The organism is Modestobacter excelsi, from assembly GCF_005930495.1.
In the GTDB taxonomy this organism is placed as follows: Bacteria; Actinomycetota; Actinomycetes; order Mycobacteriales; family Geodermatophilaceae; genus Modestobacter; species Modestobacter excelsi.
Window position 1 is genome coordinate 14,738 of record NZ_SJEX01000070.1, and the last position, 13,883, is coordinate 28,620.

At 73.8% G+C, this 13,883-nt stretch carries 13 protein-coding genes; 3 read left to right on the top strand and 10 right to left on the bottom strand.

The genetic code is table 11. The annotated features are described in order from the left end of the window. Positions 1–45: 45 nt before the first annotated feature. The 6 genes from FHL80_RS19245 to FHL80_RS19270 form a co-directional block, all read right to left on the bottom strand. Complete coding sequence (locus FHL80_RS19245; protein ID WP_138734974.1) at positions 46–1,353, bottom strand: sulfate adenylyltransferase subunit 1; 1,308 nt, start codon at positions 1,351–1,353, stop codon at positions 46–48. Next, positions 1,353–2,261: a sulfate adenylyltransferase subunit CysD gene (gene cysD / locus FHL80_RS19250; protein WP_138734975.1), complete on the bottom strand. Its 909-nt coding sequence runs from the start codon at positions 2,259–2,261 to the stop codon at positions 1,353–1,355. Before cysD ends, FHL80_RS19245 begins: the two co-directional genes overlap by 1 nt. A 136-nt stretch (positions 2,262–2,397) precedes the next feature. Next, complete coding sequence (locus tag FHL80_RS19255) at positions 2,398–3,105, bottom strand: PaaI family thioesterase (RefSeq protein WP_138734976.1); 708 nt, start codon at positions 3,103–3,105, stop codon at positions 2,398–2,400. Between the two features lie 33 nt (positions 3,106–3,138). Beyond that, positions 3,139–4,695, bottom strand: coding sequence for a sensor histidine kinase (locus FHL80_RS19260; RefSeq protein WP_246078803.1), 1,557 nt, complete (start codon positions 4,693–4,695; stop codon positions 3,139–3,141). Then, positions 4,692–5,423: a response regulator transcription factor gene (locus tag FHL80_RS19265; protein ID WP_216870881.1), complete on the bottom strand. Its 732-nt coding sequence runs from the start codon at positions 5,421–5,423 to the stop codon at positions 4,692–4,694. The genes FHL80_RS19260 and FHL80_RS19265 overlap by 4 nt, the downstream gene beginning before the upstream one ends. A 124-nt stretch (positions 5,424–5,547) precedes the next feature. Beyond that, complete coding sequence (locus FHL80_RS19270) at positions 5,548–6,333, bottom strand: siderophore-interacting protein (RefSeq protein WP_138734977.1); 786 nt, start codon at positions 6,331–6,333, stop codon at positions 5,548–5,550. Positions 6,334–6,645: 312 nt separating this feature from the next. Here FHL80_RS19270 and FHL80_RS19275 point away from each other — a divergent pair, with 312 nt between their 5' ends. Continuing rightward, complete coding sequence (locus FHL80_RS19275) at positions 6,646–6,855, top strand: hypervirulence associated TUDOR domain-containing protein (RefSeq protein ID WP_138734978.1); 210 nt, start codon at positions 6,646–6,648, stop codon at positions 6,853–6,855. Between the two features lie 33 nt (positions 6,856–6,888). Then, complete coding sequence (locus FHL80_RS19280; RefSeq protein ID WP_138734979.1) at positions 6,889–7,320, top strand: DUF2795 domain-containing protein; 432 nt, start codon at positions 6,889–6,891, stop codon at positions 7,318–7,320. Positions 7,321–7,413: 93 nt separating this feature from the next. On the opposite strand, the gene FHL80_RS19285 is transcribed toward FHL80_RS19280, so the two are convergent. Beyond that, entirely contained in the window at positions 7,414–8,469 is a 1,056-nt protein-coding gene (locus tag FHL80_RS19285) for a hypothetical protein (protein ID WP_138734980.1), read from the bottom strand. A gap of 217 nt (positions 8,470–8,686) precedes the next feature. Between FHL80_RS19285 and FHL80_RS19290 the strand changes: the two genes are divergently transcribed. After that, a complete protein-coding gene (locus FHL80_RS19290; RefSeq protein WP_246078804.1) occupies positions 8,687–11,047 on the top strand; it encodes an LCP family protein in 2,361 nt (786 codons plus the stop codon). Positions 11,048–11,065: 18 nt separating this feature from the next. On the opposite strand, the gene pstB is transcribed toward FHL80_RS19290, so the two are convergent. From pstB to pstC, 3 genes are all read right to left on the bottom strand, one after another. Beyond that, positions 11,066–11,845: a phosphate ABC transporter ATP-binding protein PstB gene (pstB, locus tag FHL80_RS19295; protein ID WP_138734981.1), complete on the bottom strand. Its 780-nt coding sequence runs from the start codon at positions 11,843–11,845 to the stop codon at positions 11,066–11,068. Positions 11,846–11,869: 24 nt separating this feature from the next. Then, entirely contained in the window at positions 11,870–12,952 is a 1,083-nt protein-coding gene (pstA, locus tag FHL80_RS19300; protein WP_138734982.1) for a phosphate ABC transporter permease PstA, read from the bottom strand. After that, positions 12,952–13,883: phosphate ABC transporter permease subunit PstC (gene pstC / locus FHL80_RS19305; protein WP_342777344.1), on the bottom strand; the 932-nt coding region annotated here is incomplete at its 5' end. The genes pstC and pstA, both read right to left, overlap by 1 nt.

Genomic DNA, 13,883 nt, shown 5'->3' on the forward strand with positions numbered 1-13,883 from the left:
GTCGCCGGACCCCGACCGGGGTCCGGCGACGAGACCGGGAGTCCGTCACCCGGCGGGGGTGAGCATCCCCGCGCCGACCGTGGCGTTGGTCGCCTCGTCGATGAGGATGAAGCGGCCGGTGACCCGGTTGCGGTGGTAGTCGTCGACGAACAGCGGCTGGGTGGTGCGCAGCCGCACCCGGCCGATGTCGTTGAGTCCGAGCTGCGGCGCGTCGGCCTCCCGGTGCAGCGTGTTCACGTCCAGCCGGTACTGCAGCTCCTTGACCATCGCGCGCACCGTGCGGGTCGTGTGCTTGACGGCCAGCCGCATCCGGGGCACGAGCGGGGTGTCGGCCATCCAGCTGACCAGCGCGTCGAGGTCCTGGGTGACCTGCGGGGCGTTGTGCGGCCGGCAGATCAGGTCACCGCGGGAGACGTCGAGGTCGTCGGTGAGCCGGACCGTCACCGACATGGGCGGGAAGGCCGCCTCCACCGGGCCGTCCGGGCCGTCGATCGCGGCGATCGTCGTCGTCAGGCCGCTGGGCAGCACCTGCACCTCGTCACCGGGGCGCAGCACGCCGGCGGCGACCCGGCCGGCGTAGCCGCGGTAGTCGTGGAACGCGTCGGACTGCGGCCGGATCACGTACTGCACCGGGAACCGGGTGTCGACGAGGTTCCGGTCGCTGGCGACGTGCACGTGCTCGAGGTGGTGCAGCAGCGAGGTGCCCTCGTACCACGGCGTGTTCGCCGAGCGGGTCACCACGTTGTCGCCCTGCAGCGCCGAGATCGGCACCACCGTCAGGTCCGGGACGTCGAGCTTGGTGGCGAAGGCGGAGAACTCGTCGCGGATCTGCTCGTAGACCTCCTCGGACCAGTCGACGAGGTCCATCTTGTTGACCGCCACGACCAGGTGCGGCACCCGCAGCAGCGAGGCGAGGAAGGCGTGCCGGCGGCTCTGCTCGACCATGCCCTTGCGGGCGTCGACCAGCACGATGGCCAGGTCCGCGGTGGAGGCGCCGGTGACCATGTTCCGGGTGTACTGCACGTGCCCGGGGGTGTCGGCGAGGATGAAGGTGCGCCGCGGCGTGCTGAAGTAGCGGTAGGCGACGTCGATCGTGATGCCCTGCTCGCGCTCGGCCCGCAGCCCGTCGGTGAGCAGCGCCAGGTCGACGTAGTCACCCCGGCTGGCACGCTGGATCGCGGCGTACTGGTCCTCGAACACCGCCTTGCTGTCGAACAGCAGCCGGCCGATCAGCGTGCTCTTGCCGTCGTCGACCGACCCGGCGGTGGCGATCCGCAGGATGTCCTTGCGGGCGTGCGCGATCTCCGCGGCTGCCTCGGCGGCGGCGGAGTGCACGTCGATGGGGGTGCCCATCAGAAGTACCCCTCCTTCTTGCGGTCCTCCATGGCGGCGTCGCTGACCTTGTCGTCGCCGCGGGTGGCGCCGCGCTCGGTCAGCCGGGTCACCGCGATCTCGGCGATGACCTCCTCGACGTCCGTCGCGGTCGACCGGACGGCAGCGGTCAGGTTGGCGTCCCCCACGGTGCGGTAGCGGACGCTCTCGCGGAGCACCTGCTCGCCGTCCTTGGGCGTGATGAACTCGTTGACCGCGTACAGCATGCCGCCCCGGTCCACGACGTCGCGCTCGCGCGCCAGGTACAGCGGCGGGATGGCGATCTCCTCCTGGGCGATGTAGCCCCAGATGTCCAGCTCGGTCCAGTTGGACAGCGGGAACACCCGGATCGACTCACCGAGGTGGGTCCGGCCGTTGTACAGGTCCCAGAGCTCGGGACGCTGGTTCTTCGGGTCCCACTGGCCGAACTCGTCGCGGAAGGAGAAGACCCGTTCCTTGGCCCGGGCCTTGTCCTCGTCGCGGCGGGCGCCACCGAACAGGGCGGTGAAGCCGTGCTCCTCGACGGCGTCGAGCAGCACCGGGGTCTGGATCCGGTTGCGGGAGCCGTTGGGCTCCTCGCGCACCGTGCCGGCGGCGATCGCGTCGGGCACCGAGGCGACGACGAGCTCCACGCCGAGCTCGGCGACCCGCTTGTCGCGGAACTCCAGCACCTCGGGGAAGTTCAGCCCTGTGTCGACGTGCATCACCGGGAAGGGGATGCGGGCCGGGGCGAAGGCCTTGCGCGCCAGCTCCAGCATCACGATGGAGTCCTTGCCGCCGGAGAACAGCAGCACCGGGCGCTCGGACTCGGCGGCCACCTCGCGCAGGACGTGGATGGACTCGGCCTCCAGCGTCTGCAGCTGGGTGAGCCGGTGGTCTGCGATGGTCACGCGGGGGGACTCCAGGAGTCGACGGCGGGGACGACGGGACGGCGCTGTCCTCGAGCGGGGCAACCCGATCAGGGTGATGGGGATTCCCGGGCACCAGTGTCCGTCATGACCCGCTGCGAGCCGTCGACCGGGCGGGTCAGCTGCCGTCGTCGACCGCGGTGGCGTCGCTCGGCCGGCCGGGTCGGGACGGGCGGCCCGCAGCGTCGGTGATCGAGCGGAAGTACTCCTCCACCTGCTGCGGGCGCGGAGTCACCCACATGCCGCGCGCCTGGACGAGCGCGTCGTCGGGCCGCTCGGCCAGCGCGATCGAGCCGCTGATGGTGACCCTCCGTCCGTGCCTCCCGCCGACGGCCGCGCGCAGCAGCAGCGCGGTCTCCAGCGGCACCGGCCGGCGGTAGTCCAACTCGAGTCGGCCGGTCATGCCCCACAACCCGGCGGCGTGCGCCGCCGAGCTGAGCACCTGGTCCAGCAGCAGTGCGCTCATCCCGCCGTGCACGTAGCTCGGCGGCCCCTCGTAGGGCAGCCCCAGGGTCGTCTCCGCTTCGACCCCGCCGTCCACCCGCCGGATGGCCAGCGGCGGGGCCAGCGCGCTGCCCACCCCACTGACCGGGTTGTAGACCCGGCGGAACTGCGCCGGGTCGTCCAGCGCCGGGAGCTGGTCGCGGCTGCGCCGGGACACCGCCAAGCCGGCGGCGGCCGCCCGCGCCTGCGCCGCGGCGGCGCGCAGCTCGGCCGGGCCGACCGTCGTCGTCACCGACACCGCGACCAGCTCACGCAGCGCGGCACCCAGCTCCGTGACGGCCGCCAGCAGCTCCGCCTCGTCCGTCGTCTCCTCGATCGCCACGGCGCGATTGGACCAGCCGGCCGGCTCCCGCGGTCAGGAGGGTGTCGGCTCGGGCGTCGTCGGCGGCGCCGGCGGACCCGACCGGGGCAGCCGGACGGTGAACGTCGCGCCCCGGCCGGGGGCGGTGGTCAGGTCGACGGTGCCCCCGTGCGCCGCCACCAGCGAGGCGACGATGGACAGCCCCAGCCCGGTCCCGCCGGCGGCGCGGGTGCGCGAGGAGTCGGCCCGGTAGAACCGCTCGAACACCCGCTCCGCGTCGGCCGGGGCGAGCCCGGGGCCCTCGTCGCTGACGGTCAGCACGACGACGTCGGCATCGGCGGGGTCCTCGGACAGCCGCACGGTGACCCGCGCGTCGGCCGGCGTGTGGGTGAGCGCGTTGGTCACCAGGTTGCCGATGACCTGCCGCAGCCGGGCCTCGTCACCGGTCACGACCGGCACGTCGGTGAGCGAGGGGTCCAGCAGCAGGCTCAGCGGCCGGTCGGGTTGGACGGCGCGGGCGTCGTGCACCGCGTCCCCGGCGAGCTCGGCGAGGTCCACCGGCCCGAGGGTCAGCGGCCGCTGCTGGTCCACCCGGGCCAGCTGGAGCAGGTCCTCCACCAGCAGGCCCATCCGGGTCGCCTCGGCCTCGATGCGCTGCATGATCCGGCCGGTGTCCTCCGGACCCTGGACCGCACCCTGCCGGTGCAGCTCGGCGAAGCCGCGGATCGAGGTGAGCGGGGTGCGCAGCTCGTGGCTGGCGTCGGCGACGAACCGGCGCATCCGCGTCTCGGAGGCCCGGGCCTGCTCTTCTGAGGCCTGCTGGGCGCGGAACGAGCTCTCGATCCGGCCGAGCATCCCGTTGAGCGCGGTGGACAGCCGCCCGACCTCGGTCCGCTCGTTCCCGGCCGGCACCCGTCGGGACAGGTCGCCGGCGGCGATCGCCTGCGCGGTGTGCTCGACCTCGCGCAGCGGCCGCAGGCTGTTGCGCACCAGCAGGTACCCCGCAACGGCCATCGCCGCCAGGACGAGCAGACCGACCACCAGTTCGATGCGGACGAGCCGGGTGAGCAGTGCCTGGTCGTCGGCGACGTCCTGACCCACTGCGACGGTGAGACCGTTGTCGAGCTGTACCACGGCCAGCCGCCAGAAGACCTTGCCGTCCGCCGAGCGCCGGGTGAAGGTCTCGCCGCCGTGCCCAGCCGCGTTGCCTGCGGTCAGGCCGCCCATCTCGGGGACGGACTTGCCGGCGGGGGCCAGCTCCCGGTAGACACCGTCGGCGTCCAGGCACGCCAGGTAGAGCCCCTGGCCCGCGTACGGCAAGCCGGCGGGTCCGGAGCACTGGACCTCCGCCAGTGGGGTGTCGTAGGCGACGTACTGCACGGTCGTTCGCAGCTGGTCTGCCTGCTGCTCGGCGAGGTAGTCCCGCAGCAGGGAGGTGGCGGTGAACCCGGTCACGGCCAACGCCACGGCGACCAGGGCGACCAGCAGGGCGACCAGGGTGATCCGCAGCGGCACCTGGGGACCCCTCCTGGCCCGCCGGGCGGGGGAGGGCAGGGTGTCGACCGCGCTCGTGGTGGCGGCGGTCGGCGGGCTGGTCGCCGGCGCGCTCACGAGCCGCGGGGGAGGCGCAGGGAGTAGCCCACCCCGCGCAGGGTGTGCAGCAGCCGCGGCTCGGTCGTGTCGACCTTGCGCCGCAGGTAGGAGATGTAGGACTCCACGACGTTGGCCTCGCCGTTGAAGTCGTAGTTCCAGACGTGGTCGAGTATCTGCGCCTTCGACAGCACCCGGCCGGCGTTGGTCATCAGGTAGCGCAGCAGCTTGAACTCGGTGGGGGAGAGGCTGACCAGCCTCCCGGCCTTGAGGACCTCGTGGCTCTCCTCGTCCAGCTCGATGTCGGCGAAGGTGAGCCGCGGCGCCTCGGTCGCACGCTGCACACCCTGGCTGCGCCGCAGCACCGCCCGGATGCGGGCCAGCACCTCGTCGAGGCTGAACGGCTTGGTGACGTAGTCGTCGCCGCCGAGGGTCAGCCCGGTCACCTTGTCGTCGGCCGCGTCCCGCGCGGTGAGGAACAGCACCGGGGTGTGGGTGCCGTTCTGACGCAATCGCCGGACGACACCGAAGCCGTCGAGACCGGGCATCATCACGTCGAGCACCAGCAGGTCGGGGCGGAACTCCGCGGCGACGGCGAGCGCCTGCTGGCCGTCGGAGGCGACGGCCACCTCGAAGCCCGCGTAGCGCAGGCTGGCGGAGAGCAGTTCGCGGATGTTCGGCTCGTCGTCGACCACGAGCAACCGCGCCTCGGGCTGCACACCCCCGGGGCGCGAACTGGTGGCGGACACGACGCCTCCCGATGGACCCTGTACGGCCGCAGTCGTCATGCCTGCAGCGTGCGGCGCGCGGCTGCAGCTGCGCTGGACGCTACCTGTGAGGAGGCTGGACGAGGGTCCTGTGCGCCCCGCGGGCTCAGCCGGCGGGTGACATGGCACGCCCCCGCCGCCAGTAGCCGATCGCGTGGTGCTGGCTCCGGCGCAGCCCCCACCGGCCGCGCAGGTCCGCCCGCACGGTCCGCACGGTCGCCGACTCCGCCCCGACCCAGGCGAAGACGTCCTCTCCCGCCGGCCGGGGCAGCGCCGCCACGGCGTCGGCGAGCAGGTCGGTCCCGGGAGCCGAGCCGGAACGGTGCAGCCAGTGCACCTCCACCCCGGGTGGCGCGAGGACCGGTTGCTCCTCCTCGGGCCCGGCCACCTCGAGCAGCGCGACCCCATGGGTCCCCGGTGCGGCGGACTCGAGGATCCGGCTGATCGCCGGCAGCGCGGTCTCGTCGCCGGCCACCAGCAGCCAGGAGGCCGGGGTGTCCCCGAGCGGCGCCGCGCTCGCCACGCCCAGCACGGCGCCCGGGGCAGCGGCGGCCGCCCAGGTCGCGGCCGGTCCGTCGCCGTGCAGTACGAAGTCGACGTCCAGCTCGCCTGCGGCGATGTCCTGCCGGCGCGCGGTGTAGCTGCGCAGGGCCACGCCGTGGCTGCCCTGCGGCCACACGATCCGCCCGTCCCGGGCGACCGTCGGCCAGTGCGGAGCCGGGTCGCCGACCCGCGGGACCAGCAGCGACAGGCTCGGACCCGCTGCGGCGACGACGGAGGCCGGCGCGGTGAGGGTCACCCGGCGCACGGCGGGGGTGACGGCCCGGACGGCCGACACGGTGAGCACGTCGACCGGGCGGGGAGCGGCTGGGTCGTCCTCGGTCGGGTCCACGGGGACCCAGCCTAACGAGGCCGACCCGGCCGGCCCCGGGGGAATGGGGCCAGCCGGGCCGGCGTCTCGGGACGGCGATCTCACTGTGGGTGACCGTAGCATTGCGCTGGTCTGGCCTCGCGTTCAGGACCTCCGTCTGATGAACACGCTACGTGACGAGATCCGGCCCGGTACAGCCCGGTGGCGGGACGCAACCCGAACGGGTGACCGCCGGATCGCCGGACGGCCCCGCGAGGCGCCCCGGGAGTCGATGTGTGCGGTCCGCCCGGCCCGGGCAGGCACACGGGACCGACGAACGACGGAGGGCCGGCGATGGCGCAGGACTTCAGCAAGGGCGACCACGTGAGCTGGAAGAGCCACGGGAGCGAGGCCGAGGGCACGGTCCAGAAGAAGATCACCGAGGACACCGAGGCGGCCGGCCGGAAGGTCAAGGCGAGCTCCGACGACCCGCAGTACGAGGTGAAGAGCGAGAAGAGCGGCGGCACCGCCGTGCACAAGCCCAGCGCACTGAAGAAGGACTGACCCGCGTCGGCGGGGCGGGACGAGGAGGACCACGTGAGCGAGAACGACGACACCTTCGCGGGCACGTCCGCGCGGAGCACCAAGCACTCGGCCCGGGAGGACGACGCCCTGGCCCACGAGATCGAGGGGATGCTCCGCTCCGGCCGGTCCACCCACGCCGAGGAGTGGAACGACCCGGAGCCCACGGCGGAGGGCGACCCGGACGTCGACAGCTCCCCGGCGGACACCCTGACCGGGGGTGTGCCGGTCGGCATGACCCCTGACGCCGTGGTCGCCCGCGCCGAGCTGGCCCGCTGGCTGGACCGGGCGGACTTCCCGAGCACCGGGCCGGACCTGGTGGAGGCGGCCCGCGACCACCGGGCACCCGACGTGGTCGCCGACGAGCTCTCCCGGCTCCCCGACGGGCCGGTCTACGAGCGGATCGGAGACGTCGTCCGGGCGCTGGGCTACCCCACCGAGACCTGAGCCCCGGCTCCAGGCCGGGTCCCTGGCCTCATCCGCGGTCGAGAGACCGGCACACGACCGGCGCTGTCCCCCGGGGCGGCGCCGGTCGCGTGTTCAGTGGCCGTCGAGGCTCGCGGCCGCCCCGTCCTCCTCGGCGATCTCCTCCGCGCCCCGGCGGCGGAACAGCTTCGAGCCCGGAAACCCCTTCACCACCTGGCGCATGTCCTGCACGGTGTCCAGCAGGGCGTGCACGTCCGGAGCCACGTCGCCGAGGGTGGCCAGGACGGGCAGCACGTCCTCGTCCAGGTGGACGACCAGCGTGGGCAGCCGGTCGACCAGCGTGATCAGGGCGGCCACCTCGTCGTCGTCGAGGTGTGCGGCGAACCGGGTCAGCATCGGGGCCAACACGGTCAGGGCCGGGCGGTAGTCGTCCAGCAGTGGCTGTACCGACCCGAGCATCGCCTCGGCCCGGCCGAGCGTGCCGTCGGCAGCACCCGCGGTCCCGCCCACGGCGACGAGGAGCTCGTCGGCGGTGTCGGTGCTGCGCGCGATCCGCTGCACCGCGGCGTCGGCGGCGGACTGGGTCACGCCGATCGCGTCGATGGCCTGGTCGGCCCGGGTCTGGGTGGTGCCGATGGCGTCGATGGCCTGGTCGGCCCGGGTCTGGGTGGTGCCGATGGCGTCGATGGCCTGGTCGGCCCGGGTCTGGGTGGTGCCGATGGCGTCGATGGCCTGGTCGGCCCGGGTCTGGGTGGTGCCGACCGCGGTGATCGCCTCGTCCGCGGCGGCCTGGGTGGTGCCGATGGCGTCGATGGCCTGGTCGGCCCGGGTCTGGGTGGTGCCGATGGCGTCGATGGCCTGGTCGGCCCGGGTCCGGGTCGCCTCGACCGCGGTGATCGCCTCGTCCGCGGCGGCCTGGGTGCCCTTGATCCGGGACATCGCCTCGTCGGCGTGGACGCGGGTGGCGTCGATCCCGACCACGGCCTGCTCGGCGCGGTCGGCGATCCGCTCGACCCGGTCCAGCAGCACGGTGACCCGCCCCAGCAGGCGCTCGACCTCGCCCACCGCACCGACCACCCGCGGCAGCAGCGCGAGGGCATCGGTGACCCCGTCCCGCAGGCCACCGGCCGCGGTGAGCACGTCGGATGGACCGAACAGCGGCAGCTTCACGGGCTGGACGCTACGGTCCACGGCCCCCCTGCGCCGGGCGAGGCGGTCGGGTCCGTGCTGCTCGGGACACCTCTTCCCCGCGCGCCCGACCGGTCTGGAGGCCTCGCACCCGTATCGTGTGAAACCCATGGCCGACGGCGTCCGACCGGGCCATGGGTGGCGAGACGACCAGTCCGGCGACGGCGCTTCCGGACCACGACGACGGGATCCTTGAACGGTGGCGGACGAGCCGACGCGGAGCGGGGCCGACGGTGGTCCTCCCGTCGGTGACCCGGCGACCGGCCGGATCGGCTCGGACGACGGCAACGCCGTCGCGCCGTTGACCGTCGCCGAGCTGCTCGCCCGCTCCGGGACCGACGTCCGGCGGCGACGGGCCGAGCGGCGCGAGTCGGCGGAGGCGACCGGCCGGCACCAGCCGGTCCGGGACGACGGGCCGCGGGACCGCCCGCCGCTGCGGGGCGGCGTGCGCCGTGAGCCGTTCCCCACCGCGGGCGCCCCGTCCTCCCCGCTGCTCCCCACCGGCTGGCAGCCAGCGATGCCCGGACCGGCGACGCCACCGTCCACCGCGCCGCCGTCGTCGCTGCCGCCGTCCCTGCCGCCGGCCGCCTCGTGGAGCCCGGCACCGGTGGTGCCGCCCGCGGCGGTCCTGCGGAGCCCGTCGCCGGTGGAACTGCCGCCGCGGCCGGTGATGCGCCCAGCGCCTGCAGCCGACCCAGCGCCTGCAGCCGACCCAGCGCCTGCGGCAGCCCCGGTGCCTGCGGCCGACCCCGTGCCGTCGGTCGGCTCGGCACCGGGCGCCCGTCCGGTGCCGGCCGGCCCGGTGTTCGGTTCGACGTACACCCCGGTGCCCCGGGTGGTCCCGCCCGTGTCGGTCACCCCGGCGGCCGCGCCGCAGGCACCCGCACCGTCGCCGTCCCCGTCACCAAGTCCGTCCCCGAGCCCGTCCCCGAGCCCGTCCCCGAGCCCGGTCCCGCGGCCGGTGCCCGCGCTGCCGGGGGCCCAGCCGTCCGTGCCGGTGCCGGGGGTGCGGCGAAGCCTGCCGCTGCCGCCGATCCCGGGCCGGGACGTCCCGGCGTCGGGCCAGGGGACCATCACCGACCCCACCGTGCCGCGGGCGCCGGCCAGCCCGGCGCGGCGGCGGGTGACCCGGGTCGCGCTCGCGCTGGTCGCGCTGCTCGGGGTCGTGGCCGCCTACTACGTCGGGCTGTACTTCTACGTCGACCGCACGCTCGACCGGGTCGACGCGCTGGTCACCGACGGGCCCGAGGTGCTGGCGCCCCAGCTGCAGGAGTCGGGGCAGACCTACCTGCTGGTCGGGACGCACCTGCCCGGGCGCAGCGGTCTGTCCGCGGTGAGCACGCTGATCGCGCACGTCTCCGGCGACGGGGAGCAGGCGGTGCTGGTCAGCGTGCCGCCCACCGCGCTCAGCGACACCCCGACCTGCCGGGACGACGACGGCGACGTGCGGCCGGCGGTCACCGAGGCGTTCGCCTCCGCGCTGCTCGACGGCGGCCCGTCCTGCCTGGTCCGGTCGGTGCAGCAGCTCACCGGACTGCGCGTCGACCACTACCTGGCGCTGGACCTCGAGCGGCTGCCGGGCATGGTCGACGCCCTCGGCGACGTCTCGGTCTGCGTGCCCGACGCCGCCACCGGGGCCGGCTCCGCGATGGACCTGTCGCCCGGTGACACCCGCCTGACCGGCGAGGACGTGACCGACTTCCTGCGCGCGGGCAGCACCGGGTCCGACCTCACCGGGGCGGCAGCAGCAGAGCGGGAGCAGCTGGTCCTCACCGCGACCCTGCGCACCGCGCTGGACAGCGGGACGGTCGCCGACCCGCTGACCCTCACCCGGTTGCTGACCCGGACCGGGAACACCTTCACCGTCGACGCCGACACCGCCCTCGACGACGTGCGGGCTCTCGGCTCCACCCTGGGCGGCCTCTCCGGGGACGCCCTGCAGCGCGCGGAGGTCCCGGTGGCGCGGGTCGGGTACGTCCCGGCGGGGTCCGACCAGGCCGCCGTCGTGGTCGACGCGGCCGCCACCCGGGAGCTCTTCGACGCCGTCATCGACGGCGGCACGCTGCCGGCCGAGGCGGAGTCGCAGGCCGCGGCGGACGGCGCCGCCACCACCGACCCGTCCACCGGATCCGGAGCGGCCGACGCCCTCCCCGACCCGGCGCTCACCCAGGGGGTGCCCGCGGGGACCCTGGTGACCGTGGCTCCGGCCGGGGTCACCGTCGACGTGCTGGACGCATCCGGGGTGGGCCGGACGACGGACGTCGCCGACGGGCTGGCCGCCGGGGGGTTCCGGATCGGCGCCCGTGGCGAGGAGCCGGCAGCGGTGGACCGGACCGTCGTGCGCTACGGCCCCGCGTCCCTCGAGCCGGCCCGCACGGTGGCCGCCGCCGTCCCCGGATCGGTGCTGCAGGAGACCGACGAGGTCGGCACGGCCGTGCAGCTGGTCATCGGGCCGGACTTCACCGCGCTCGACCCGGTCGTCGTCGGCACGCCGGTACCGACGACGGCGACCCCGGCCCCCGTGGACGAGGGGACCAGGGCCGCGTCGGCCTGCAGCTGAGAGGCTCTCGCCGCTCCGTCAGCCGAAGCGGCCGGAGATGTAGTCCTCGGTCGCCTTCTCGTCGGGGTTGCTGAAGATCTTCTCGGTCGGGTTGAACTCGACCAGGTGGCCCGGCTGGCCGACCCCGCCGAGGTTGAAGAAGCCGGTGGACTCGCTCACCCGGGCCGCCTGCTGCATGTTGTGGGTGACGATGACGATGGTGAACCGCTCCTTGAGCTCCGTCATCAGGTCCTCGATGGCGAGCGTGGAGATCGGGTCGAGCGCCGAGCACGGCTCGTCCATCAGCAGCACCTCGGGCTCCACCGCGATCGCCCGGGCGATGCACAGGCGCTGCTGCTGACCACCGGACAGGCCGGAGCCCGGCCGGTTGAGCCGGTCCTTGACCTCGTTCCAGAGGTTCGCCCCGCGCAGCGACTTCTCCACCAGGTCGTCGAGCTCGCCCTTGCGCATCTTGCCGCCGTTGAGCCGGACGCCGGCGATCACGTTGTCGTAGATGGACATGGTCGGGAACGGGTTGGGCCGCTGGAAGACCATGCCGATCTGGCGGCGGACGTCGACCGGGTCGACGTCGGCGTCGTAGAGGTCCTGGCCGTCGATGACGACCTTGCCCTCGACCCGGGCGCCGGGGATGACCTCGTGCATGCGGTTGAGCGACCGCAGGAACGTGGACTTGCCACAGCCGGACGGCCCGATCAGGGCGGTGATGCTGCGGGGCTCGATGGAGACGTTGACGCCCTCCACGGCCTTGAAGTTGCCGTAGTAGATGTCCAGGTCACTGATGTCGATGCGCTTGGCCACAGGGGGTCCTCCGGGTCGGTCCGGTCAGCGACCGGTCTTGGGGGCGAAGAAGCGGCTGATCAGGCGGGCGACGACGTTGAGCGCCATGACCAGGACGATCAGGACGAGCGCGGCCGTCCAGGCCCGCTGGATCCCGAACTCGGGCGGGACCCCCGGCTGGGTCAGCTGGTAGAAGGCGAACACCGGCAGCGTCGCCATGCGCCCGTCGAAGGGGTTGAGGTTGGTGCCGGTCAGGATGCCGACCGTCACCAGCAGCGGTGCGGTCTCACCGATCACCCGGGCGACGGCGAGGGTGATGCCGGTGCCGAGGCCGGCGACGGAGGTGGGGATGACGATCTTCAGGATGGTGCGCCACTTGGGGACCCCCAGCGCGTAGGCGGCCTCGCGCAGCTCGTTCGGCACGAGCTTGAGGACCTCCTCGGCGGAGCGCACGACGACCGGGATCATCAGCACCGACAACGCGACCGCGCCCATGATGCCGAGCCGGACACCGCCACCGAAGAACAGCGCGAACAGCGCGTAGGCGAAGAGGCCGGCGACGATCGAGGGGATGCCGGTCATCACGTCGACGAAGAAGGTGATGGCCTTCTTCAGCCGGCCGGTGCCGTACTCGACCAGGTAGATCGCGGTGAGCAGGCCGACGGGCACGGAGATCACCGTGGTCAGGCCGGTGATGATCAGGGTGCCGAGGATGGCGTGGTAGGCACCGCCCCCCTCACCGACGATGCCCAGCATGGAGGAGTTGAAGAAGGTGGAGTCCAGCCGCGGCAGCCCGTTCTCCAGCACCGTCCAGACCAGCGAGACCAGCGGCACCATGGCGATCAGGAACGCCGTGGTGACGACCGTGGTGACCAGCCGGTCGGTGGCCGTGCGCCGGCCCTCGACCGAGCGGGAGACGACGTAGACGGCGATCGTGCCGAGCACGACGCCGTAGACGACGGTGAGCGCGATGCTGAACCCGGTCAGCGCCGAGAGCAGCGCGCCGACAGCGATGCCGCCGAGGAACAGCCCGAGCGGTGCGAAGCGGGGCAGCCGGCGCTGGGTCCGTACCGGGCCGGCGGAGGACCCGGCGACCGGCGCGGGGGCGAGGGGGGTCTGGGTGCTCATCAGTTGGCTCCGGAGAAGTCGGCGCGCCGGTCGACGACCCAGCGGGCGAGCATGTTGACCGCCAGGGTGATCAGGAAGAGGGCCAGGCCGCTGGCGATCAGCGTGTTGATCGCCAGGCCGGTGGACTCGGGGAACTGCAGCGCGATGTTCGCAGCGATCGTGGAGGGGTTGCTGCTCCCGATCAGGTCGAACGTGATGCCGCCCGACCCGGACAGGATGATCGCGACGGCCAGGGTCTCGCCGAGCGCCCGGCCCAGGCCGAGCATCGCGCCGCCGATGACGCCGGACTTCCCGTAGGGCAGCACCGCCATCCGGATCATCTCCCAGCGGGTGGCACCCAGGGCGAGGGCGGCCTCCCGGTGGAGCGCCGGTGCCTGGCTGAACACCTCGCGCGAGATGGCGGAGATGATCGGCAGGATCATCACCCCCAGCACCAGCCCGACGGTGAGCATCGTGCGGCCGGTGACCGAGGCCGGACCGGCGAACAGCGGGATGAAGCTGAGGTGCTCCGCGGCCCAGGCGTAGAAGGGCACCAGCGCCGGCGCCAGCGCGGCGATGCCCCAGAAGCCGTAGACGACGCTGGGGATGGCGGCCAGCAGGTCCATCACGTAGCCCATGGCGGCGGCGAGCCGGCGGGGCGCGTAGTGGGTGATGTAGAGCGCGATCGCCACCGCCAGCGGGGTGGCGACGACCAGCGCGATGACCGCGGCCATCAGCGTGCCGAAGACGAGCGGGCCGACGTAGGCGGCGAGCGACTTCTCGTCGGGGAGGTCGGCGGTGTCCGCGGTGAGCGCGGGCAGGGACTTCGCGATCAGGAAGGCGGCCACCCCGGCCAGGACCAGCAGGATGAGGACACCGGCGCCGGTGGCGCTGCCGGCGAAGAGGCGGTCGCCCACGCGCCGCTTGGGCTGCGGGGGGGCGGGTGGTGCGG

Excerpts from the sequence above, each read along its gene's own strand:
- FHL80_RS19245 (WP_138734974.1), bottom strand. The coding sequence starts at position 1,353 with ATGGGCACCCCCATCGACGTGCACTCCGCCGCCGCCGAGGCAGCCGCG.
- pstA (WP_138734982.1), bottom strand. The coding sequence starts at position 12,952 with ATGAGCACCCAGACCCCCCTCGCCCCCGCGCCGGTCGCCGGGTCCTCC.
- FHL80_RS19275 (WP_138734978.1), top strand. The coding sequence starts at position 6,646 with ATGGCGCAGGACTTCAGCAAGGGCGACCACGTGAGCTGGAAGAGCCAC.